This window comes from Pseudomonas sp. MIL9, assembly GCF_016887925.1.
GTDB classification, from domain to species: Bacteria; Pseudomonadota; Gammaproteobacteria; order Pseudomonadales; family Pseudomonadaceae; genus Aquipseudomonas; species Aquipseudomonas mohnii.
Genome location: NZ_JAFEHE010000015.1, coordinates 73,976 through 95,658, shown reverse-complemented (window position 1 = coordinate 95,658; position 21,683 = coordinate 73,976). Strand labels below are relative to the sequence as shown.

Sequence of the window (21,683 nt, the reverse complement as noted above, 5' to 3'; positions counted from 1 at the left end):
TTTTATAATTGTGGCGCCACCCTAGACCTCTCCCGAACGCTTGTTGAAGAAGTATTCAGCAGACTGATTTACACCCATAAAAAAGGTGACCGCGAGGTCACCTTTTTGTGTAAGAGCCTGTAGGAAGACTACTTCACACCTGTACTCCGCAAGGCTGCAGGCGTGTAGTCCCCAGCTTTTGCCGCGATGTTGAATTCGAAGCTGCGCTTCTCTTCATTCTTCATCCCCAGTGCGATGTAACGGCCGGCAATGAGGTCATACAGCGCCTCGACGGTGTAGGCCGGAACCTGATGATCGTAGTAGAACTGGGCATGCCCTTCCGCCACGCGCCAGAGCTGGCCACGACCGTCGTAGTGATCGGCCAGGGCGACTTGCCAGGTGTCTTCGTCAATGTACATGTGACGCTTGGCATAGACATGCCGCTCGTTAGGCTTGACCGTGGCGACAACCTCCCACACCCGGTGCAACTCATAACGGGTCAGGTCCTGATTGATGTGCCCGGCCTTGATCACATCGGTGTACTTCAGGTCAGGCGAATCGAGCTTGTAGCTGTTGTACGGGATGTACATTTCTTTCTTGCCGATCAGCTTCCAGTCGTAGCGATCCGGCGCTCCGGAAAACATGTCGAAGTTGTCGGTAGTGCGTAACCCGTCCGATGAGGTGCCGACGCCGTCATAGGCCACTTGCGGCGCACGCCGCACGCGACGCTGGCCGGCGTTGTAGATCCAGGCCTTGCGCGGCTCCTGGACCTGATCGAGGGTCTCGTGAACCAGCAACACGTTGCCCGCCAGCCGCGCCGGTGCGGTCACCTCCTGTTTGAAATAGTTGAGTACGTTCTCCTCGCTGCCCGGTTTGTAATCCCCCAGCAGGGACGGTACGGCCACCTCGTCCTTGAAGCGAATGACGGTGAAATCCCCATTCGATTGCGGCGTTGCCTGGGTAATGGTGCGACGCAGATTACCGCCGTGATAACGGGTGATATGGTTCCAGATCACCTCGACACCGTTCTTCGGAATCGGGAACGCGTAGTAGCGATTGCCAGTGAAATTGGCCAGACCGTTACCGTCGTTGATCGGGGTTACATTCAGTGCGCTACGCTTGGCCGACTCATAGATTTCCGGTGGCAGGGCCGCCGTGCGATGAGTCGGATACACCGGGATTCTGTAGGTCTCGGGATAGCGTTTAAACATCGCTATCTGCCCATCGGACAGCTTGTCCTTGTACTTGTCGACCGTCGCCGCCGTGATGACGAACAAAGGCTTTTCATTGGCGAATGGATCGGCCAGGAAACCCTTGCTGTCGACCGCCCCGGCGTTTTTCGGAATACCGCCGGTCCACGCCGGAATCGAACCGTCGGCATTGCCGGCCTTCTCCGCGCCCAACGGCGTAAGGCTGGTGCCGAGTTTGTTGGCCTCTTCCGGCGTTACCGCCGCCATCACGTTGGCGGCCAGCAGACCGAGGGCCAGGGCACCACATTGCAGAATCATCTTGCGCATGGAAATCATCCTTCTCAGCCAGATCAGAAGTTCACGCCAAAGCTCAACGCCACGAAGTCGCGGTCCTCGAGGGTGTTGTAGTCCCCCCCGAAGAAATCGGTGTAACTGAGGCTTGCGGTGTAGGTATTGCGGTAGTCCGCGTCGACGCCGAGGCTGACGGCCTTGGCACCTTCGTTGAACAGCCCGTTGGGGCCATACCCGCTGACGTCGTGGGACCACGACAGGTTGGGTTTGATGTTGATGCCGGCGATGAGGTTGTTGTAATCGAGGATGGCCCGGGCTCGATAACCCCAGGAGGTCGAGGTCACGAAGCCATCGGTGTCGCCGCCGAAACCATACTGCCCGTACACCGAGTCGCGGCCATAGCGCAGCTTGCTGCGGGCTTCCAGGCCACCGACGTGAACCACCGCGGCCTCGCCCACCAGGGTCAGGCGATCAGCGCCCATCACCTGATCGACGAAGTGCGTCAGGGTGCTCTGGACCTGGGTTATTTCCTTGCGCCGATAGCCCTTGTTGTCGGCGCCTGGACGGGACGCAATGGGCGATGCCGCGCCGCCGGCAATCGGGTTGAGCATGGCCAGGGTCAGGTCGTTGGTGTTGACCTGCACCGGCGCGTTGGGTCGATAACTGATCTCGCCGGTCCATGCGGTACCGGTGGGCAAGGTGGTAGAGAAACTCGCGCCGTACAGGCGAATGTCTTCCGGGTAATCGAGGTAATACTGGCCGCGCCCGAGCATCACACTTTGCGCGAGACCCGAGCCACTGCCGGGCGCGATCCGGTTGGCCGTGGCCACGATCCCCGGAATGCTCGCCAGCGTGCTGGCACCTGCGGTGACGGTGCCCACCGTCGGCGTGCGGCTATGGTAGTTCATGAAGTACAGACCGTACTCGGTGTCGTCGCCGAGCCAGCGCAACGCCGTCCCCCACTGCCCGGAATCGCGGGCATCACGGTCACCGCCACGAGGCACGATCACGCCCTCCTTGCTGACTTCAAACCCCTGGCCAAACGCCGCAGCAATCGGCTGCAACGGGGCGATGGCCGGGCTGGCGACGGTGTAGTTCTTGTTGCAACCGTCCGCCGCCACGTCGACGCCGAAGAAGGTCCCGCAGTTGTCGAGAACGGTCTGGTCCCATTCCAGTTGGTAGAAGCCTTCCACGGTCAACTTGTCCGTCAGGCCCTGGGAAGCGAACAACATGTTCACCGGAATCAAGCCTTCCTTGATCTCGGCACCCGGACGGCGGAACGCGGAAACATCCACCGGGTTGATGCTGTTGATCGAGTTACCGATGAATGTACTTTCGCCCCAACTGACCACCTGCTTGCCCGCACGCACCGTGCCCGGCAGATCGGCGATGGAGTAGTTGTGATAGACGAAGGCATCGAGGATCTGCCCGCCGGAAGACTTGGCGCCCTCCTTGCGGCCATTGTCGCTGATGGGCTTGAACTCGCGGTCTTCGTCCTTCAGTTCGAAGTCGTACCAATACTTGCCACGGACAAACACACCGGTGTCGCCGTACTTCAGCTCAAGGTCATGGATGCCTTTGAAGATCTTCGAGAACGTCTCGCCTTTCTTGAAATTCAGCCGCCCGTCATCGCCGGTCGAGGACTGGCCGGAGCCGCCATTGACCGTGCCCACCAGCGAGTCGTCGGCATCGCGCATGCCCCAGCTCGCGCCCACCGACAGCGACGAGTCGAACGTCCCCTCGATCTCGCCGACGTTGAATGAAATGGCCTGCGCCTGGGCACAGCAACCCAAGGCCACCGCAGCGGCCAGCGCCTGCGGCGTGAAGATGGCGCGCATTGTTGTTTTTGTCATGCGTCTTCCCCGGTGAGTGACAGAAGGCCTCACCCTACTGCCGCCTGCCAGGGGCGATAAGCGCACCAAGGAGGTATTCGTGGTGTACCTCTAAAGGATGAATGGCCGCCGGGAACGGGGGTTTACACGGGGATATGGATGGGCTGGATGGGAGGCCATCAGCTGTGCGCATGTTATGGCGAAACGGACCTCGAAGAGGTCACCAGGACTGTTACGAATGTTGCAATACAGCATGTCTCGAATCGCTATTTTTCCTTTACTGGCCAACACTTATTCTAGCCTGGCTTTCACGGGAACCCGCCCGGAAGCACGAAGCAGCGGCACGTGATTTACCGTGCCGACTGGCGACAGATTTCAGATGAGATTGAAGATCTCGACTCATCGCCCCGTGCACACCGACGTTGATTTGTAGCTCCTGGATCCAACGTCTCTTTTGGCCGCTGCTTTTGCAGCGGCCTTTTTTATGGGCGCGATTTTGTGGAGCCGACTGGATCCACTCTCATTACTTTTAATCTTTAGCAACTTTTAAACTAAAAACCCCAAAACACTCAAACTCCAATCAGCAAAAAAAAAACCGCTTTCAACCCACATCAATCTCAGAATACACCTACAGAACTTTGTAACTACCCGGAGCACTCCAACAATTAAGCTAAATCGCAGGTCAGACACTTCCCATCATCAGCTGACCTCTTCTTGATTTATTGCGAGTGCTTTTATGAAATCCATCAGTTACAACAAATACCGCTCAAGTAAAAGCTTCAACAACCGAATACGCTTCCTTATCTTCCACTACACAGCTGGTAACTTCTCCAGCTCGGTAAAAATTCTGACGGGGCCGAGCGTCAGCGCCCATTACCTGGTTCCGGACATTACCGATCCAAGTTATCTGAGAGAAGGTTATACCGAACAGCACATCTTCAACCTGGTGGATGAGTCCCATCGAGCCTGGCATGCGGGCGTCAGCCAATGGGGTAGTCGTAGCAATCTGAATGACACCTCCATCGGCATTGAAATCATCAATCTTGCGACGGATAACAACGGCGAGTTCAACTTCCCGCCGTATCATCCAGAACAGATCGCTGCCATTGAAGAACTGGCGCTGAATATCCTCAAGCGCTACCCGGACATCACACCCACCCAGGTATTGGGGCACTCGGATATCGCCGTTGGACGAAAAAGCGACCCGGGACCTGTGTTTCCCTGGCATGCGCTTTATCTCAAAGGCATCGGCGCCTGGTTCGATGAGGTCACCCGGGACGACTTTCTACAGCAATACAACGCCAGCGCCATTCCGGCCCGCAGCGAGTTGCTAACGCTATTCAAGTCCTACGGATATGACATTTCAGGCGCTTCGACCGAGCAAGGTTTCAAGCAACTGGTCCGGGCATTTCAGATGCATTTTCGCCCGGAGCGTTACGACGGGGTCATGGATGCGCAAACAGCCGCAACCCTGGCGGCGCTGGTGTCCAGGTACTTTCCTCGATAGCCCACGAACACAGTCGGCAAGGTCATTCAATATGACCTTGCCTGCCGCATTACAACGAATACTTCTGCAAATTCCCCATCATTTCCTTCAGCGCTTCAATGTTGTCCTTCGGATGCGCTGCGCCCTCGAAATCACAAATCTGCTGCCAGTGCGCCGCCACATCTTCCGGCGAGAAACCCACCCGTGGGTCGAACCCGGCGCCCAGGCTGCGCTCCCAGCGCACCTTGCCCATCCAGCCGCCGCCGACTTCGAACAGGCCGGAAGTTTCCTGGCAGTTTTCGCTGGCCAGGTAAACCACCAGCGGGCTGACCAGTTCCGGTTTGAGTTGCTCGAACACTTGCGGCGGGATCAGGCCTTCGGTCATGCGCGTGCCGCCGGTGGGGGCGATGGCGTTGACCAGGATGTTGTTCTTGCGGCCTTCGATGGCCAGGGTGCGGGTCAGGCCGTAGAGGCCAAGCTTGGCCATGCCGTAGTTGGATTGGCCGAAGTTGCCGTAGATGCCGGAGGTGGACGCGGTGAAGATCACCCGGCCGTAGTTTTGTTCGCGCATGTGTGGCCATGCGGCGCGGGTGACTTTGTAGGCGCCTTCGACATGGACGCGATAAACCAGGTCCCAGTCGGCGTCTTCCATTTTGTGGAAGGTCTTGTCGCGCAGGATGCCGGCGTTGTTGACCACCACATCGACACGACCGAAGACATCGAGTGCATGCTGAACGAGCTTGTCGCCATCGGTGACCGAGTCGTGGTTGGCCACGGCGGTGCCACCGGCATCACGGATTTGCGCGACCACGCGGTCTGCCGCAGATGCGTTGGCACCTTCGCCCTGGGCCGAACCGCCGAGGTCGTTGACCAGCACCCTGGCGCCCTGTTGGGCGAACAACAGCGCGTGCGCCCGTCCCAGGCCGCCACCCGCACCGGTGATGATCACGACTTTATCTTCGAAGCGCACAGACTCATTCATGGGAGGACTCCAACAGGCCAGGGACATTGCCTTGGAGTTTCAGGCACGGCGCTGCGGGTCACAATGAACAGGGGGGAGGCTGAATGGTGCGCGATAAGGCTGGGGGATGATGAACGTCAGACAGCGAGGACTTTGTGGCGAGGGCGCAAGCTCCCTTGCCACAAGATGCTCTGCGTTCAGCAGAACTCAGGAACACGCCACCTTGAGCGGCGGCAGCACCTGCTGATCGCGAAACGCCAGGTAGTGCTTGAGCACCTGGGACGGCGCCTCGATCTGTGGGTAGTGACCGATGCCGCTCAACAGCACCGCATCCGGGTTGGGGATCAGCTCCCGATAACGCGCGACCATGTGCGCGCCGGAGATCGGATCGACCTCGCCATCGATCACGCGCAAAGGCACCTCACCGCGCTGCATGGCGGCGACCCAACGATCGCGTTGCACTCGCCGTTCGGGGATGTAGCCGATCAACTTGTGCATGACCCGTGGCCCGTTATTGCTTTCGATCAGGCTCCAGAAATCATCCATTTCGCTCTCGGTGGGAAGCGTCTGAGGGCCAAAGATCTGATGAAAACTCTTCACCAATCCATCGCGACTGAACGCGCGGCCAATCATCCAGCCCAAGGGGCTGAGCAGCAGTTTTTGCATCAAGACGGGACGATGGGTTTCCGGAAACAGCCCGCCGTTGAGGAACACGCAACTGGCAATTTGAATCTGCGAATCGTAATGCCGGGCCAGCAGCTCCTGGGCCACGCTGTCGCCGTAATCATGCGCCAGCAGGTGCACAGGTTGCTCGACACCCAGTTGAGCCAGCAGCGCCTGTTGCAGATCAGCCTGCTCCAGCAAGCTGTATTCGTGATTCACCGGTTTGGCCGAGTCACCGAAACCCAACATGTCGCAGGCAATCACCCGATAGCGCTGAGCCAGCGGCTGCCACAGGTAATGCCAATCCCAACTGGCACTCGGGAAGCCATGGATGAGCAGCAGCGGCTCACCCTGCCCCGCCGTCCAGTAACGAATGGTCTGGCCACGGAAGTCGAATGTCTGGCTGCGCTTGCGCCAGATACACAGAGGAATCTCAGCGAGTGCCATTAGAGTTTATAACCCGTGTCTTGTTTATCGAGTTTGCGCAGTAGCGCTGGCCAGGCCAACGTACCGCCCATGCCCTGAGCACTTTTGGTGACACCGGCGATCATCGCCTTGGCACCCGCCAGAATCTGCGGTTCGATGGCGATCAGTTCCGCGCCACCGCCCTGCGCCATGACCTGGATGTCACAGGCGCGCTGGAAGGTAAACATCATCAGGAACGTGTCGGCGATGGTGCCGCCGCAGGTCAGCAAACCGTGGTTGTGCAGCATCAGGAAATTGTTTTCCCCGAGATCGGCTTGCAGTCGCGCCTTCTCTTCGTGATTCAGCGCAACGCCTTCGTAGGCGTGATACGCCAGGCTGGACAGGACAAACAACGATTGTTGGCTGATCGGCAAAATGCCTTGTTTCTGCGCCGAGACCGCAACACCCGAGGCGGTGTGGGTGTGCAGCACGCAGACGACATCATGGCGAACCTCGTGCACCGCGCTGTGGATGGTGTAACCGGCCGGATTGATCTCGTACGGGCTGTCCATCAGCTTGTTGCCGGCCTGATCGACCTTGACCAGGCTCGAGGCAGTCATTTCGTGAAACATCATCCCGAAAGGGTTGATCAGGAAGTCTTCGGTGCCAGGCACCTTGGCCGAGATGTGGGTGAAAATCAGATCGTCCCAGCCGTGCAGGGCAACCAGGCGATAACAGGCTGCCAGGTCGACCCGGGTCTGCCACTCGGCGGCACTGACCTGGTCTTTGACGCTGTCGAGGGATTGAACGGGGGCTACGCTCACGACAAGGAACCTCTGGTTTTTATTATGGAGTGTTTCCAATGACTATCGAGTCTAGACACCCTCCAGGGTTCGCGTAGTTGCATTGGCAGCCAGCTTGATGGCCGAGCGAGTCAGTCGCTCGGTGATGCGGGATACACGTCAAAGTATCGCCGCCAGAGAGGCCGAGCCGGGCACTGCCTGCCGCCCCGGCAGCACCCTGAGAATCGACGTTCACAAACGTTGAGCGGTGCTCGGTCAGCCCCGCAAAGCGCCAGCCAGCTCTGCCAGCCAGGGCTCGGCATCCGTTTCGGGAGTGACGCTTTCACTGGCGTCCAGGCGCAACATTGGCAGCACTTCGCGAATACCCAGCTCACCGAACAACTCACGCATCAATTCGCCGCCGCCGCAGAACGTATCGCCGTAGCTCGCATCGCCCAAGCCAATCACAGCACCCGGCAAACCACGCCAGGCCGCGGGCAATTGGTCGCGGATCGCGAAGTACAGCGGTTGCAGGTTATCCGGCAACTCCCCCATGCCGGTGGTCGAGGTCACCGCCAGGAAAGCCTGCGGGCCAAAGGCCTGGACATCGGCCAGACTTGCACGCGGGTTGTGAAAGGTTTCGAAACCGGCGTTTTTCAAAAGGCTGGCGGCGTGACGGGCAACCTCTTCGGCCGTGCCGTACACCGAGCCGGAAATGATGGCGACTTTCATCAATCTGATCCTGAAGCTGAGTCAAAGACCGGGATCTTAACAGCACAGTCTTTATTGTTCTTTTAGAATCCCCCGACAACCAACAAGGAAGGGGTCCACCATGATCAACTCGAAACTGCTGCAGTTGGCGATCAACGCCTCCAACGACGGCATCGTGATTGCCGAAAAAGAAGGCGCGCAAGACAAGATTCTGATTTACGTCAACCCGGCATTCGAGCGCCTCACCGGTTACTCCAGCGAAGAAATCCTTTACCAGGATTGTCGCTTCCTGCAATCCGGAGACCGGGATCAGCCAGCTTTGACGAAGATTCGTGATGCACTGAAGAGCGAAGGATCCTGTCGGGAAATCCTGCGCAACTACCGCAAGGACGGCACACCGTTCTGGAATGAGCTGTCCATTTCGACGGTGAAAAATCCGAGTGACGGGCTGGTTTATTTTATCGGTGTACAAAAAGACGTGACGCTGCAAGTCAAGGCACAGCAACGGATTGCGCAGCTTGAAGCGCAATTGGCCGAAGCCCGGGCTGAGCTTTCGGCGCTAAAAGCGACGAACGGTTAAAACAAATCAACGAATCAATTGTCATTAACTACAATCACCGAACACTTTGTAACTATTTCTTTCGAGCCTGCCATGCATCGCGACGCGCTCCTCACCCAGGATGAGCTGGATTTCATCCAGACCATGCAACACAACCCGCAGCTCAATGTGCGTGATGCGACGTCGAGCCTGCTCGTAAACGGCGGTTCGCAAATCCGTGACTTACTCACGCGCCTGGCAGCGCATGAGCAAGTCACCATCCAGGCCAATTTCGAAAATCAGCAAATGACGTTCCCCCTGCACTTGGTGGAAGACGAATTTCATGCGCTGCATCTGCGCCTGGGTGTTCCCAGCATTTATGAAGACGGCCCATTGGTGCGGCCATGGCGACTGGTGCTCGAAGAACCGGTAGCACTGGAAAATGCCCAGGGCCAACCCGGCACGATGTGGGTGCATGAAGTCTCGTTCAAAGGGGTTTTGCTCGAGGTTCGCAACAAGACCAAGGCACCGAAGCATTTCGCTTTGTGGTTCAGCCCTTCAGGCTATGAGCGAATCGCGCTGCGCGGCACCTTCGAGAAGGAAACCGAGCAAGGCTTCTACGCCTATCAATTGAGCCAGAGCGACACGGATGAAACCGAACGCCTGCGCCAGTACATCCTGCAGCAACATCGGTTGACCCACCCGACCCTGCATCTCTGAATTCAAGTATCCAGATTGCCCGCCAGGAACTGTTTCAGACGCTGGCGCATCACCACGCCCTCGTTTCCCAGACAACCGATCGACGATCCGGCAAGGCTTTCCTGCGCCAGGTCGGACGCATCACCGGCCAGCAGCAACGGACAATCAAGGCTCATCGCCAGGCGACTCAAGCGCCGTGGAAGTTCGGGCGCCGGTACGTGATTGGAAAAAAGCACCAGTGCCTGGGGTTTGATCCTTTCGCACACCAGGGTCAACTCATCGAACGGCTGGCCGATGGCCAACACGCGCACGCCGGCTTGTTCGCTGCTCAGGAACAAGGCAGCAATCAATAATTCAAGTTCCCGGCATTGGCCCGACAGGGCGCTGACGATGACTCGCCCTGGTTGCTTGTCACGGATCAACAGCAAGCGTTGCGTGACCCGTGATCGCAGGAAACTATCCAGGAACAACCACTCGCTGACCCGGCCGAATGAATCCTGGCGTTGCAGCAACCGCGTCCAGAGCGGGAGCAGGATGTCCTGAAACACCACCGGCTGGCTGTAGCTGGAAAAGATCTGTCCGTATATCTGCTCCAGCAACACATCGTCAAAAGCACTGACGGCGGCCTGAAGCTGCTGATGCCATTGCGCATAGTCAGCTTGTACGAGGTCGTTGGGGATCAGGTGCGACAACGCCTGAAGCGGCGCTGCCTTGGCCAGTATCTTGCCGATCTTGCTGACCGCGACACCGCGTTCGATCCAGCCGAGGATGCTGCGGACACGCTCGATATCGGCCATCGAGTACAGGCGATGCCCACTTTCGGTGCGCGTTGGCACGATCAGACCATAGCGTCGCTCCCATGCACGTAGCGTGACGGGATTCACGCCGGTCAGGCGCGATACTTCGCGAATGGGGAAGAGCTCTTCCTGCTCAAGAGATACAGCCTGCGGTACGCCTGAAGCACCATCAGTAAGTACGGGCATCTGGGCCTCAACGTCCATGTGTAGTTCGAGCCGCATTTTAACCCCCCTGCCCCATGATCATTCAAGCCATGGGCGATCGAAAAACAACGAATACGAAAACAGGTAGAATGCGGAATAATCCTTGCTTGTCACGACACGCAGTCCACCACCCCGGCACTGCGTTCAGCGAAGTTCCTACCCGGATCGACGCAAAAGCCTTACGGAGATACACAATGTCTACCTCACCCGTCACGCTGATGGTTGCACGTCGCGTTGCCGATGGGCGTTATCAGGATCTGATCGCCTGGCTACGCGAAGGCGAACAACTGGCCACCGACTTCCCCGGTTATCTCGGCTCCGGCGTGCTCGCTCCGCCGCCCGACGATAATGAATTCCAGATTATTTTCCGCTTCGCCGACGAGCAGACCCTGCACGCCTGGGAACACTCCGCCTCGCGTACGGCGTGGCTCGCCCGCGGTAGCGACTTGTTCGCCCATCCGATGGAACATCGGGTCAGTGGCATCGAAGGCTGGTTTGGCGCCGCAGGCCAACGCCCGCCACGCTGGAAACAGGCAGTGGCGATCTGGCTGGCTTTCTTTCCGGTGTCGCTGCTGTTCAACTTTGTTGTTGGGCCGTTGCTGAGTGAAATGAGCCTGCTGCCTCGCATATTTGTCAGCACGCTGTGCCTGACGCCCTTGATGGTCTACTTCTTCATTCCACTGTCGACGCGCTTGTTGGCGGGTTGGCTCAATAGCAAGCCTGTGCGCCGGTTGTCCGCCGAGCCAAGCCCTCAAAGCCGCTGATCTCCCGGTGCAGGAGCGAGCCAGCTCGCGATGAACCCGAGAACGCTGCGGGGTATCAGGCTCCCAGCGTTATCGTTCACGACCCTCGCGAGCAGTCGAGCGTCGACCGGCTGCTCCTACCGAGGGCATAGGTGAACGCTGCAATGCGCTGGTATAGTTTTGCTCTTACCGCGACGCGAGCCGTTCATGACCTCTTCCGCAGCCCCAATCCTCATCACCGGCGCCGGCCAGCGTGTCGGCTTGCATTGCGCGCAGCGATTGCTCGAAGACGGCCATCGCGTGATTTTCAGCTACCGCAGCGAACGCCCCGGCGTACAAACCCTGCGCGATCTGGGGGCGACGGCGCTGTTTGCCGATTTCGCCACCGAGGGCGGAATCCTTGCCTTCATCAGCGAGCTGAAAACCCATACCGAGAGCCTGCGGGCGATCGTGCATAACGCCTCCGAATGGCTGGCCGAAACCCCGGAGACCGAAGCCGAAGCCTTCACTCGCATGTTCAGCGTGCACATGCTGGCGCCCTACCTGATCAACCTGCATTGCGCCGAGCTGCTCGAACGCTCCAGCCCCGCCGACATCGTGCACATCAGCGATGACGTGACCCGCAAGGGCAGCAGCAGGCACATCGGCTACTGCGCCAGCAAAGCCGGGCTCGACAGCCTGACGCTGTCCTTCGCCGCGAAATACGCGCCGGGCATCAAGGTCAACGGAATCGCCCCGGCCCTGCTACTGTTCAACCCTGATGACGACGCGGCCTACCGCGCCAAGGCGTTGGCCAAATCCGCACTGGGTATCGAACCCGGCAGCGAAGTGATCTATCAGAGCCTGCGCTATTTGCTCGACAACCCTTATGTCACCGGCACGACCCTGACCGTCAATGGCGGAAGGCACCTCAAATAAGTGTCCCGCGAGGATTTTCCATGACGTTATCCCTGCCTCAGAACGCTCTGTCTCAGAGCTACCGCGAAATCCTGATCGGTCTCGGCGAGAATCCCGACCGCGAAGGTCTGCTCGACACGCCGGTGCGCGCGGCCAAGGCCATGCGATACCTCTGCCATGGTTACGACCAGAGTGTCGAAGAAATCGTCAACGGTGCGCTGTTCGCTTCCGACAACGATGAAATGGTCATCGTCGACAACATCGAGCTGTACTCGCTTTGCGAACATCACCTGCTGCCCTTCATTGGCAAGGCGCATGTGGCTTATATTCCCACGGGCAAGGTGCTGGGCCTGTCGAAGATCGCGCGGCTGGTGGACATGTTCGCCCGACGCCTGCAGATCCAGGAAAACCTCACCCGGCAAATCGCCGACGCGGTGCAGCAAGTAACCGGCGCGGCCGGCGTCGCGGTGGTCATCGAAGCCCGGCACATGTGCATGATGATGCGCGGCGTCGAGAAACAGAATTCGACCATGAACACCTCGGTGATGCTCGGCGCCTTCCGCGAGTCGAGCAACACCCGCCAGGAGTTCCTGCAATTGATTGGACGGAGCAAGTAGTAATGCCACAACTTCAACCAGGCATGGCACGCATCCGGGTCAAGGACCTGTGCCTGCGCACCTTCATCGGCATCAACGAGGATGAAATCCTCAACAAACAGGATGTGTTGATCAACCTGACCATCCTCTACGAGGCCCGGGAAGCAGTGCGTGACAATGACATCGATCACGCGCTGAACTACCGGACCATCACCAAGGCCATCATCGCCCACGTCGAGGGCAATCGCTTTGCGCTGCTCGAACGCCTGACCCAGGAGATTCTCGATCTGGTCATGGTCAATGAGTCGGTGCTGTACGCCGAGGTCGAAGTGGACAAGCCCCACGCCCTGCGATTCGCCGAGTCGGTGTCGATCACGCTTGCAGCGAGTCGCTGAGTGCGTCTGGCGGATTGCCCGCCAGACTTTTATCATCCCGCGCCACGACTGGATTTCACAGAGCCCGCCATGAACGATCAACAACGCCTGGAACTCGAAGCCGCCGCCTTTCGCCGGCTGGTGGCCCACCTGGACAGCCGCAAGGACGTACAGAACATCGACCTGATGAACCTCTCGGGTTTTTGCCGTAACTGCCTGTCCAAGTGGTACAAGGCGGCTGCCGACGAACGCCAGATCGAGGTGAGCCTCGACGAAGCCCGCGAAGTGGTTTACGGCATGCCGTACGCCGACTGGAAAGCCCAATTTCAGCAAGAAGCCAGCGCCGAACAACAAGCGGCGTTCGCCAAAGGAAAACCCAATGAGTGATTTGAACACCCTGCGCACCAGCCTCAAAAGCGGCGAACACGCCTTTGCCGATACCCTGGCCTTCATCGCCGCCGGTTACGACTACCAGCCACAGGCGTTCAACAACGGTGGCGTGGAAAACGCCGCCGGACAGAACGAAGGTTCATGCAAGACGCTGGGCCTGGCATTGCTGGAAGGCTTGAGCGACGAAGAAGCCCTGCTGGCGTTCGGCGAACACTACCGCTCGGTGCTGGCCACGCCTGAAGGCAGCGACCACGGCAATATCCGTGCGTTGATGGTCCATGGCCTGGCTGGCGTGAAGTTCGCTCAACAGCCCCTGACCCGCCGCTGATTTAACTTGTAGGAGCAGCCGGTCGACGCTCGGCTGCTCGCGATGGACGACAGGGCACCGCGGGGTGTCAGGTTGCCAGTGTTATCGTTGACCACCATCGCGATCGGGCTCGCTCCTACAAGTCAGCGTTCAAGGCGCGCAAAGCACATCCCGACTTTTCAGATTGACCCGGCCACTTTATTTCGTTTGCCCGCCAGTGCTGCTCACGGCTTAGATAAAGGAAGTCCTCCTTCTTCCGAGCCGGTCATTCATGAGCAGCGAAAGCATCAGTCAGTCGATCAACATCGTTCACCCTGTCACCCTCAGCCACGGTAAAAACGCCGAGGTCTGGGACACCAATGGCAAACGCTACATCGACTTCGTCGGCGGCATCGGCGTACTCAATCTCGGCCATTGCCATCCGCGCATCGTCGAAGCCATTCGCGAACAGGCCACCCGGCTGACCCATTACGCGTTCAACGCGGCGCAACATGAACCCTATATTGCCTTGATGGATCGCCTCAGCGCGTTTATCCCGGTGGATTACCCTGTCAGCGGAATGCTCACCAACAGCGGCGCCGAGGCGGCGGAAAACGCCCTGAAGATCGTGCGCGGCGCCACCGGCCGCAGCGCCGTGATCGCCTTCGATGGAGGCTTCCACGGGCGTACGCTGGCCACCCTCAACCTCAACGGCAAAGTCGCACCCTACAAACAGAAAGTCGGTGTGTTGCCAGGGCCGGTGTATCACCTGCCCTTCCCGAGCCAGGATAACGGCGTCACCTGCGCCGAGGCCCTGAAGGCGATGGAGCGGCTGTTCAGCGTCGAAATCGACGTCGAAGACGTGGCGTGTTTCATTGTCGAACCCGTGCAGGGCGAAGGCGGTTTCCTGGCGATGGACGTTGAGTTTGCCCAGGCATTGCGGCGTTTCTGCAACGAGAAAGGCATTGTGCTGATCGCCGATGAAATCCAGTCCGGTTTCGGCCGTACCGGCCAGCGCTTCGCGTTCTCGCGACTGGGCATCGAACCCGATCTGATCCTGCTGGGCAAAAGCATCGCCGGTGGCGTGCCGCTGGGTGCGGTGGTCGGGCGTAAATTGCTGCTCGACAACTTGCCCAAGGGCGGGCTGGGTGGCACCTACTCCGGCAATCCCATCGCCTGTGCCGCCGCGCTGGCGACGCTGGATGAAATGACCGATGCCAACCTGAACGCCTGGGGCTCGCAACAGGAAGAAGCGATCGTCAGCCGCTACGAAGCCTGGTGTGCGAACAAGCTGTCGCCGTATCTGGGTCGACTGACTGGCGTTGGTGCCATGCGCGGTATCGAAATGATCAAACCCGATGGCACCCCGGCAGCCGCGCAACTGACGCAACTGCTGGCCCTGGCGCGGGACGCCGGGTTGCTGCTGATGCCCAGCGGCAAATCACGCCACATCATTCGGCTGCTGGCACCGTTGACCACCGAGGCCGCGGTGCTGGAGGAAGGGTTGGATATTCTCGAAGCGTGCCTGAAGAAACTGGTCTGAACACCTGCCTTCACCGTAGGAGCGAGCCTGCTCGCGATGGACGACAGGGCACTGCGGGGTGTCAGGTTGCCAGCGTCATCGTTGACCACCCTCGCGAGCGTGCTCGCTCCTACAGGAGTGAGATTTTTCGAGGCAATAAAAAAACCGGCCGAAGCCGGTTTTTTTACGATCGCAGAATCAAGCGTTCTGCAGATTATCCAGGTAACGCTCGGCATCGAGTGCCGCCATGCAACCGGCGCCGGCCGAGGTGATGGCCTGACGGTAGACGTGGTCAGCCACGTCACCGGCCGCGAAGATACCTTCGATGTTGGTCGCCGTGGCATTGCCATCACGGCCGCCCTGCACAACCAGGTAGCCATCTTTCAACGTCAGCTGACCTTCGAACAGCGAGGTGTTCGGGGTATGGCCGATGGCGATGAACACGCCGTCGACCTTTACTTCGTCGAAGCTGCCGTCGTTGTTCTTCAGACGGGCACCCGTCACGCCCATGTTGTCGCCCAGGACTTCGTCCAGGGTGGCGTTCAGTTTCAGGATGATCTTGCCTTCGGCCACGCGGGCGTTGAGCTTGTCGATCAGGATTTTCTCGGCGCGAAAGGTTTCGCGACGGTGAATCAAGGTCACGGTGCTGGCGATGTTGGCCAGGTACAGCGCCTCTTCCACCGCCGTGTTACCACCGCCCACCACAGCCACTGGCTTGTTGCGGTAGAAGAAACCGTCGCAGGTCGCGCAGGCCGAAACGCCTTTGCCCATGAACGTTTCTTCCGACGGCAGGCCCAGGTAGCGCGCGCTCGCACCGGTGGCGATGATCAGCGCATCGCAGGTGTAGGTCGCGCTGTCGCCGGTCAGGGTGTAAGGCTTGGCAGCGAAGTCCACGGCATTGATGTGATCGAAAACGATCTCGGTTTCAAAGCGCTCGGCGTGCTCTTTCATGCGTTCCATCAGCGCCGGGCCGGTCAGGCCGTGAACGTCGCCCGGCCAGTTGTCGACTTCGGTGGTGGTGGTCAGTTGACCGCCAGCCTGCATGCCGGTGATCAGCAGTGGCTTGAGGTTGGCACGGGCGGCATAGACCGCGGCACTGTAACCGGCAGGGCCGGAACCGAGAATAATCACTCGCGAATGACGGACTTCAGACATGACCTGCTCCTGTTGACCGGCCCGGAACACCTGGCGCGGATCGCCGGTTTGCCGGCGGGAATAAAAAAGGACCATTGAAAGCACTTGGGGAAGGCTTGAACTCGACAGTCCTGTAAAAAGAATGGGTGCAGCGTATCGAGGGGGCGAAGATTAAGGAAATACGGTTTAACAATCCAGCTCATAGGTGGTCTCTATCCCGTCAGCGTGATTATCAGGACGCCTTTGTTACAGTTAATGTCGATGCCGCTACCGCGCTTTCACCCGTCAGGCAAAGCCGGTAAGGTCGGCGCGTTTTCCCTTTGCTCGGAGCACGTTATGCCCGCCCCTGTTCTGTCCGGCCCGCAATACCTGCGCGAAGGCCTGAAACTGGTTCTCAGCCCCAGCCTTCGTCTTTTTGTATTGCTTCCACTTGTCATCAATCTGGTGCTGTTCGTCGGATTGATCTATCTGGCTGGTCACCAGTTCAGCCTATGGGTCGACACACTGATGCCTTCCCTGCCCGACTGGCTGAGCTTCCTCAGTTATGTCCTGTGGCCACTGTTCGTCGTGCTGGTGGTGTTGATGGTGTTCTTCACCTTCACCATGCTCGCCAACGTCATCGCCGCACCGTTCAATGGCTTCCTGGCGGAAAAAGTCGAAGTGGTGGTGCGTGGCACTGACGACTTCCCGACCTTCAGCTGGGGCGAGCTGATCGCCATGATCCCCCGCACCCTGGGCCGGGAAATGCGCAAGCTCGGTTACTTCCTGCCCCGGGCGATCGGCCTGTTCATTCTTTCGTTCATCCCGGTGGTGAACATCATCGCCGCGCCGTTGTGGCTGCTGTTCGGGGTCTGGATGATGGCGATCCAGTACATCGACTACCCGGCGGATAACCACAAGCTGGGCTGGAACGAGATGCTCGCCTGGTTGCGGCAGAAACGCTGGCAGAGCATGAGTTTCGGCGGCATCGTCTACCTGGCGTTGCTGATTCCGGTGGTCAACATCCTGATGATGCCGGCCGCCGTGGCCGGGGCGACGCTGTTCTGGGTGCGTGAGCGCGGGGCCGAGAACCTGGTGACCCAGCGCTGATACGGTCACAAATCCATCACGCAAACGCCATAACGCCGACATGGCCTCAGTCGACACTGAGGTCATGACGACAGCTCTGCATATCACCCTGATCACCGAAACCTTTCCTCCCGAAATCAACGGCGTGGCCAATACCCTTGGTCGCTTGTGCGACGGTTTGCGCGCGCGCGGGCATCAGGTGGAGTTGATTCGGCCGCGCCAAGGCTGCGATCAGCAACTGAGCAGCGACGATGAATTGATGCTGTGCCGGGGCTGGCCGCTGCCGGGCTATCCCGGTTTGCAATGGGGTCAGTCGTCAATGCACAAGCTGTTGCGCCGCTGGAAGCGCCATCGCCCGGATGTGCTGTACATCGCCACCGAAGGCCCATTGGGGTTATCGGCACTGCGAGCGGCACGGCGCCTGGGGATATCGGTGGTCAGCGGTTTTCACACCAATTTCCAGCAGTACTCCAACCAATATGGGCTCGGCTTGTTGACGCGGGTGCTGACCCACTACCTGCGCTGGTTCCACAATCGTTCGACCATGACCCTGGTGCCCAGCGTCAGTCAGCGAATGGAGCTGGAACGGCGTCACTTCGAGCGCCTGGCGTTGCTTTCCCGAGGGGTCGACAGTCAATTGTTTCACCCCTCAAAACGCTTGAACGCCCTGCGCGAGCAATGGGGATTGGCCGAAGAAGACATCGCGGTCATTCATGTCGGTCGCCTGGCCCAGGAAAAAAACCTGGGATTGCTCAAGCGCACCTTCGACACCCTCAAGGCCAGTTATCCACAGCGCACCCTGAAGCTGATCGTGGTGGGCGATGGTCCGCAGCGCCAGGAATTGCAAAACGAATTGCCCGAGGCGATTTTCTGCGGCACTCAGCGCGGTGAAGCCCTGGCCTGTCACTATGCGTCGGGGGATGTATTCCTGTTTCCGAGCCTGACCGAAACCTTTGGCAATGTAGTGCTTGAGGCGCTGGCCTCGGGGCTGGGGGTCGTGGCCTACGATCAGGCGGCGGCAGCCCAGCATATTCGCCATGGCTACAACGGCGTACTGGCGATGCCGGGAGATGAAGAAGCGTTCTGCGATGCGGCGGCGTGGCTGCTGGAAGAGCGGGAAACCTTGCGCTGCGTTCGGCTCAACGCACGCCAGCATGCCAGTCGCCAGGGCTGGGCGTCGATTATCGAACAGTTCGAGGGGCAGTTGCGGGGGGCTTGCGTGAGGGAGCAGGTGGTGTCGAACGCGTCGATAATCCCTTGAACATTTACTGACTTTGAGGCCCCCATCGCGGGCAAGCCCGCTCCCACAGTGTTTTGCGTTGTACACAAAACCTGTGGGAGCGGGCTTGCCCGCGATGGGCCGGTACAGACGCCTTTAAACCAAGGTCATCAACGCATCGCGGCTAAACGGCAGAATGTCCTGCTCACGGCCTTCGCGAACTTTCTGCGCCCAGTCCGGATCGACCAACAGCGCACGACCGACCGCTACCAGGTCGAACTCGTCGTTGTTCAAACGCTCCAGCAGTTTTTCCAGGCTGGCCGGTTGCGCGACCTTGTCGGTGTTGACCATGAACTGCAGGAACTCGCCATCCAGACCGACGCTACCGACGGTGATGGTTGGCTTGCCGGTGAGCTTGCGGGTCCAGCCCGCCAGGTTCAATTCGGAGCCGTCGAACTCCGGCTCCCAGAAGCGGCGGGTCGAGCAGTGGAAGATATCCACGCCGGCGTCGGACAACGGCTTGAGGAACTCGCCCAGCGCCTCCGGGGTTTGCACCAGGCGCGCGGTGTAATCCTGCTGTTTCCACTGAGAGAAACGGAAGATGATCGGGAAACCTTCGCCGACCGCAGCACGCACCGCCTGGATCAATTCGATGGCGAACCGCGAACGATTGGCCAGGCTGCCGCCGTATTCGTCGGTACGCTGGTTGCTGCCTTCCCAGAAGAACTGGTCGATGAGGTAGCCGTGGGCGCCATGGATCTCTACGCCGTCCATGCCGATGCTCTGGGCATCCTTGGCGGCCTGGGCGAACGCGGCGATCACGTCCTGAATATCTTGTTGGGTCATGCCGTGAACAACGACCTGACCGTCCTTCACTTTTTCCGACGGGCCATAACCCGGCACGCTGGCGTCAGGCTCGGTGCCGATGCGACGCACGCTGCCCACGTGCCACAATTGCGGAACAATCTTGCCGCCTTCGGCGTGGACGGCGTCTACGACTTTCTTCCAGCCTGCCAGGGCGGCTTCGCCGTAGAAGTGCGGGACGTTCGGGTAGCCATTGGATGCCTTGTGGCCGACGGTGGTGCCTTCGGTGATGATCAGGCCAACGCCAACGCCAGCGGCAGCACGACGACGGTAGTATTCGATGACTTTGGAATTGGGTACACCGCCTGGGGAAAACGAACGGGTCATCGGCGCCATGACGACGCGGGTCGGCAGTTCGAGGTTGCCAAGGTGGAACGGTTTGAACAGGGCTTGGACGGGCATGGGGACGCTCCACGAAGGATTACTTTATGACGGCGATAATATGGAGATCCGCACGCGCTGGATAGCACTATCGATTTGGGTGATAAAGGAGCAAAAGGTTACGAATAACCTTGTAGGAGCGAGCCTGCTCGCGATTGTCGTGAACGATAACGCGGGAAACCTGACACCCCGCGGCGTTCTCAGGTCCATCGTCGGAACGCCGCCCGGAGCCCGCTCGCTCCTACAGGGGGGGAATCAGCTCAGGGCTTTTTCAATCGCCTGAATGACGCTCGGATCGTCCGGCGACGTACGTGGCGAGAACCGCGCCAGTACACGCCCGTCTTTGCCCAGGAGGAACTTTTCGAAGTTCCAGGTGATGTCACCCGGGAACTCCGCGCCCTCGCCCGCCAACAGTTTGTACAGCTGATGACGTTCATGCCCGTTGACTTCCAGTTTGCTGGACAACGGAAAAGTCACGCCATAGTTGAGGCTGCAAAACTCCTGGATTTCCTGCTCGGTGCCTGGCTCCTGTCCGGCAAACTGGTTGCACGGCAAGCCCAACACGCTGAAGCCTTTGGCCTTGTATTGCTGGTAAAGATTCTCCAGCGCCGCGTACTGTGGGGTCAGGCCACATTTGGAAGCAACGTTGACCACCAGCACCACGTGCCCCTTGAACGGCGCCAAAGGTAGCGCCTGACCATCAAGGGCTGTCAAATTAAGGTCGTGAAAAGCACTCATGACGAACTCCAGATTCCCGTGTTCTTCTCGAAACAGCCACTTATCGGTGTCGCCTGGGACAGCCGCAGACTAAAAAGGCGCCCTCGGGGCGCCTCTCCAGTAATCGAAAGCTTAGCGCAGAAAATCAGTGGTGATGGCCACCTTCGCCATGGACGTGACCATGAGCGATTTCTTCCTGGCTGGCATCACGGATATTGATGATCTTGACCTGGAAATTCAGGCGCTGACCGGCCAACGGGTGGTTGCCGTCGACAGTCACGTCGTCGCCATCCAGATCGCGGATGGTCACGATCTGCATCTGGCCGTCCGGAGCGGAAGCGTGGAACTGCATGCCCACTTCCAGCTCATCCACGCCTTCGAACATGCTGCGGCTCAGTGTGCTGACCAGTTCGGCAGCGTACTCGCCATAGGCATCTTCAGGTTCAACGGCTACGGTCAGCTCGTCGCCGACTGCTTTGCCTTCCAGTGCCTTTTCCAGGCCCGGAATGATGTTACCTGCGCCTTGCAGGTAGACCAGCGGCGCGCCGCCGGCTGAGCTGTCGATGACCTCACCAGCGTCGTTGGTCAGGGTATAGTCGATGGAGACAGCCTTATTGGCGGCAATCAGCATGGGGCGAGACCTTTTGCATAAGAATAATGAAAGACCCAGTTTAGCGAAGCAATCGCCCGAAAGCGAACACAACCCGGACAGACGGATTGCGACGATCACCGGCTTTCATCAAGACGAGGACGGACACTGGGTGGCCGAGCTTTCCTGCGGCCACACACAGCACCTGCGACACCAGCCGCCCTGGCAGTCCCGCGCCTGGGTCACGGACCCTGCACGGCGCCATGAAAAAATAGGCCAGCCCTTCGATTGCGGTTGGTGCGCACAAGGCTCGGTTAGCGATAACCTTGGCGACTGAATTTCGGTAGATCGTCAGATATAGATGA

Annotated in this window: 24 protein-coding genes; 13 read left to right on the top strand and 11 right to left on the bottom strand. The window is 59.1% G+C overall.

All coding sequences use genetic code 11. The features are described 5' to 3' along the window. Positions 1-128 precede the first annotated feature (128 nt). Both JQF37_RS17510 and JQF37_RS17505 read right to left on the bottom strand, forming a co-directional pair. Positions 129-1,496 carry a DUF1329 domain-containing protein gene (locus JQF37_RS17510; protein WP_047537843.1) on the bottom strand — a complete coding sequence of 456 codons (1,368 nt, stop codon included), beginning with the start codon at positions 1,494-1,496 and terminating at the stop codon, positions 129-131. Positions 1,497-1,519: 23 nt separating this feature from the next. Continuing rightward, positions 1,520-3,313 (bottom strand): DUF1302 domain-containing protein, encoded by a 1,794-nt coding sequence (locus JQF37_RS17505; protein WP_130203991.1) that lies wholly within the window; start codon positions 3,311-3,313, stop codon positions 1,520-1,522. 715 nt (positions 3,314-4,028) lie between these two features. On the opposite strand from JQF37_RS17505, the gene JQF37_RS17500 reads away from it, so the two are divergent. Beyond that, positions 4,029-4,799 (top strand): N-acetylmuramoyl-L-alanine amidase, encoded by a 771-nt coding sequence (locus JQF37_RS17500; protein WP_130203990.1) that lies wholly within the window; start codon positions 4,029-4,031, stop codon positions 4,797-4,799. 49 nt (positions 4,800-4,848) lie between these two features. Here JQF37_RS17500 and JQF37_RS17495 read toward each other — a convergent pair whose 3' ends face one another. The 4 genes from JQF37_RS17495 to JQF37_RS17480 all read right to left on the bottom strand — a co-directional run bounded on the left by JQF37_RS17495 (position 4,849) and on the right by JQF37_RS17480 (position 8,321). After that, entirely contained in the window at positions 4,849-5,760 is a 912-nt protein-coding gene (locus JQF37_RS17495; RefSeq protein ID WP_204149727.1) for an SDR family oxidoreductase, read from the bottom strand. A gap of 186 nt (positions 5,761-5,946) precedes the next feature. After that, on the bottom strand, positions 5,947-6,849 hold the full coding sequence (locus tag JQF37_RS17490) for an alpha/beta hydrolase (RefSeq protein WP_130203988.1): 903 nt from the start codon (positions 6,847-6,849) through the stop codon (positions 5,947-5,949). Next, a complete protein-coding gene (locus JQF37_RS17485; RefSeq protein WP_130203987.1) occupies positions 6,849-7,631 on the bottom strand; it encodes a class II aldolase/adducin family protein in 783 nt (260 codons plus the stop codon). The genes JQF37_RS17490 and JQF37_RS17485 overlap by 1 nt, the downstream gene beginning before the upstream one ends. A 234-nt stretch (positions 7,632-7,865) precedes the next feature. Beyond that, positions 7,866-8,321, bottom strand: a complete 456-nt coding sequence (locus JQF37_RS17480; protein WP_130203986.1) for a flavodoxin — start codon at positions 8,319-8,321, stop codon at positions 7,866-7,868. Positions 8,322-8,421: 100 nt separating this feature from the next. Here JQF37_RS17480 and JQF37_RS17475 point away from each other — a divergent pair, with 100 nt between their 5' ends. Both JQF37_RS17475 and JQF37_RS17470 read left to right on the top strand, forming a co-directional pair. Continuing rightward, positions 8,422-8,880 carry a PAS domain-containing protein gene (locus JQF37_RS17475; protein WP_130203985.1) on the top strand — a complete coding sequence of 153 codons (459 nt, stop codon included), beginning with the start codon at positions 8,422-8,424 and terminating at the stop codon, positions 8,878-8,880. Between the two features lie 72 nt (positions 8,881-8,952). Continuing rightward, positions 8,953-9,558, top strand: coding sequence for a hypothetical protein (locus tag JQF37_RS17470; protein WP_130203984.1), 606 nt, complete (start codon positions 8,953-8,955; stop codon positions 9,556-9,558). Positions 9,559-9,560: 2 nt separating this feature from the next. Here JQF37_RS17470 and JQF37_RS17465 read toward each other — a convergent pair whose 3' ends face one another. Beyond that, positions 9,561-10,520, bottom strand: a complete 960-nt coding sequence (locus tag JQF37_RS17465) for a MerR family transcriptional regulator (protein WP_130203983.1) — start codon at positions 10,518-10,520, stop codon at positions 9,561-9,563. Positions 10,521-10,732: 212 nt separating this feature from the next. On the opposite strand from JQF37_RS17465, the gene JQF37_RS17460 reads away from it, so the two are divergent. The 7 genes from JQF37_RS17460 (at position 10,733) to JQF37_RS17430 (ending at position 15,367) form a co-directional block, all read left to right on the top strand. Beyond that, positions 10,733-11,302 (top strand): antibiotic biosynthesis monooxygenase, encoded by a 570-nt coding sequence (locus tag JQF37_RS17460; protein ID WP_130203982.1) that lies wholly within the window; start codon positions 10,733-10,735, stop codon positions 11,300-11,302. A gap of 186 nt (positions 11,303-11,488) precedes the next feature. Continuing rightward, a complete protein-coding gene (gene folM / locus JQF37_RS17455; protein ID WP_130203981.1) occupies positions 11,489-12,199 on the top strand; it encodes a dihydromonapterin reductase in 711 nt (236 codons plus the stop codon). Positions 12,200-12,219: 20 nt separating this feature from the next. Then, positions 12,220-12,795: a GTP cyclohydrolase I FolE gene (folE, locus tag JQF37_RS17450; RefSeq protein WP_130203980.1), complete on the top strand. Its 576-nt coding sequence runs from the start codon at positions 12,220-12,222 to the stop codon at positions 12,793-12,795. A gap of 2 nt (positions 12,796-12,797) precedes the next feature. Continuing rightward, positions 12,798-13,169 carry a dihydroneopterin triphosphate 2'-epimerase gene (gene folX, locus JQF37_RS17445; RefSeq protein ID WP_130203979.1) on the top strand — a complete coding sequence of 124 codons (372 nt, stop codon included), beginning with the start codon at positions 12,798-12,800 and terminating at the stop codon, positions 13,167-13,169. Positions 13,170-13,238: 69 nt separating this feature from the next. Further along, positions 13,239-13,535, top strand: coding sequence for a DUF1244 domain-containing protein (locus tag JQF37_RS17440; RefSeq protein WP_047537806.1), 297 nt, complete (start codon positions 13,239-13,241; stop codon positions 13,533-13,535). Further along, positions 13,528-13,866, top strand: coding sequence for a HopJ type III effector protein (locus JQF37_RS17435; protein WP_130203978.1), 339 nt, complete (start codon positions 13,528-13,530; stop codon positions 13,864-13,866). The genes JQF37_RS17440 and JQF37_RS17435 overlap by 8 nt, the downstream gene beginning before the upstream one ends. A gap of 250 nt (positions 13,867-14,116) precedes the next feature. Further along, positions 14,117-15,367, top strand: a complete 1,251-nt coding sequence (locus JQF37_RS17430; RefSeq protein WP_130203977.1) for an aspartate aminotransferase family protein — start codon at positions 14,117-14,119, stop codon at positions 15,365-15,367. Between the two features lie 177 nt (positions 15,368-15,544). Here the strand turns inward: JQF37_RS17430 and trxB are convergent, their stop codons facing one another. Further along, the gene (trxB, locus tag JQF37_RS17425) at positions 15,545-16,501 is read right to left on the bottom strand and encodes a thioredoxin-disulfide reductase (protein ID WP_047539318.1); all 957 of its coding nucleotides are present in this window, start codon (positions 16,499-16,501) and stop codon (positions 15,545-15,547) included. A 315-nt stretch (positions 16,502-16,816) separates the two neighbouring features. On the opposite strand from trxB, the gene cysZ reads away from it, so the two are divergent. Next, positions 16,817-17,569 carry a sulfate transporter CysZ gene (gene cysZ, locus JQF37_RS17420; RefSeq protein ID WP_130203976.1) on the top strand — a complete coding sequence of 251 codons (753 nt, stop codon included), beginning with the start codon at positions 16,817-16,819 and terminating at the stop codon, positions 17,567-17,569. A gap of 40 nt (positions 17,570-17,609) precedes the next feature. Continuing rightward, positions 17,610-18,809 carry a glycosyltransferase family 1 protein gene (locus tag JQF37_RS17415; RefSeq protein ID WP_130203975.1) on the top strand — a complete coding sequence of 400 codons (1,200 nt, stop codon included), beginning with the start codon at positions 17,610-17,612 and terminating at the stop codon, positions 18,807-18,809. A 114-nt stretch (positions 18,810-18,923) separates the two neighbouring features. On the opposite strand, the gene JQF37_RS17410 is transcribed toward JQF37_RS17415, so the two are convergent. The 3 genes from JQF37_RS17410 to JQF37_RS17400 all read right to left on the bottom strand — a co-directional run bounded on the left by JQF37_RS17410 (position 18,924) and on the right by JQF37_RS17400 (position 21,360). Continuing rightward, positions 18,924-20,033 (bottom strand): NADH:flavin oxidoreductase, encoded by a 1,110-nt coding sequence (locus tag JQF37_RS17410; protein ID WP_204149726.1) that lies wholly within the window; start codon positions 20,031-20,033, stop codon positions 18,924-18,926. A gap of 234 nt (positions 20,034-20,267) precedes the next feature. Further along, positions 20,268-20,750, bottom strand: coding sequence for a glutathione peroxidase (locus JQF37_RS17405; protein ID WP_103405219.1), 483 nt, complete (start codon positions 20,748-20,750; stop codon positions 20,268-20,270). A gap of 124 nt (positions 20,751-20,874) precedes the next feature. Then, positions 20,875-21,360, bottom strand: a complete 486-nt coding sequence (locus JQF37_RS17400) for a peptidylprolyl isomerase (RefSeq protein WP_008054392.1) — start codon at positions 21,358-21,360, stop codon at positions 20,875-20,877. Between JQF37_RS17400 and JQF37_RS17395 the strand changes: the two genes are divergently transcribed. Continuing rightward, positions 21,329-21,655 (top strand): DUF3565 domain-containing protein, encoded by a 327-nt coding sequence (locus JQF37_RS17395; RefSeq protein ID WP_130203973.1) that lies wholly within the window; start codon positions 21,329-21,331, stop codon positions 21,653-21,655. The two genes, JQF37_RS17400 and JQF37_RS17395, sit on opposite strands and share 32 nt — an antisense overlap. Positions 21,656-21,683 lie beyond the last annotated feature (28 nt).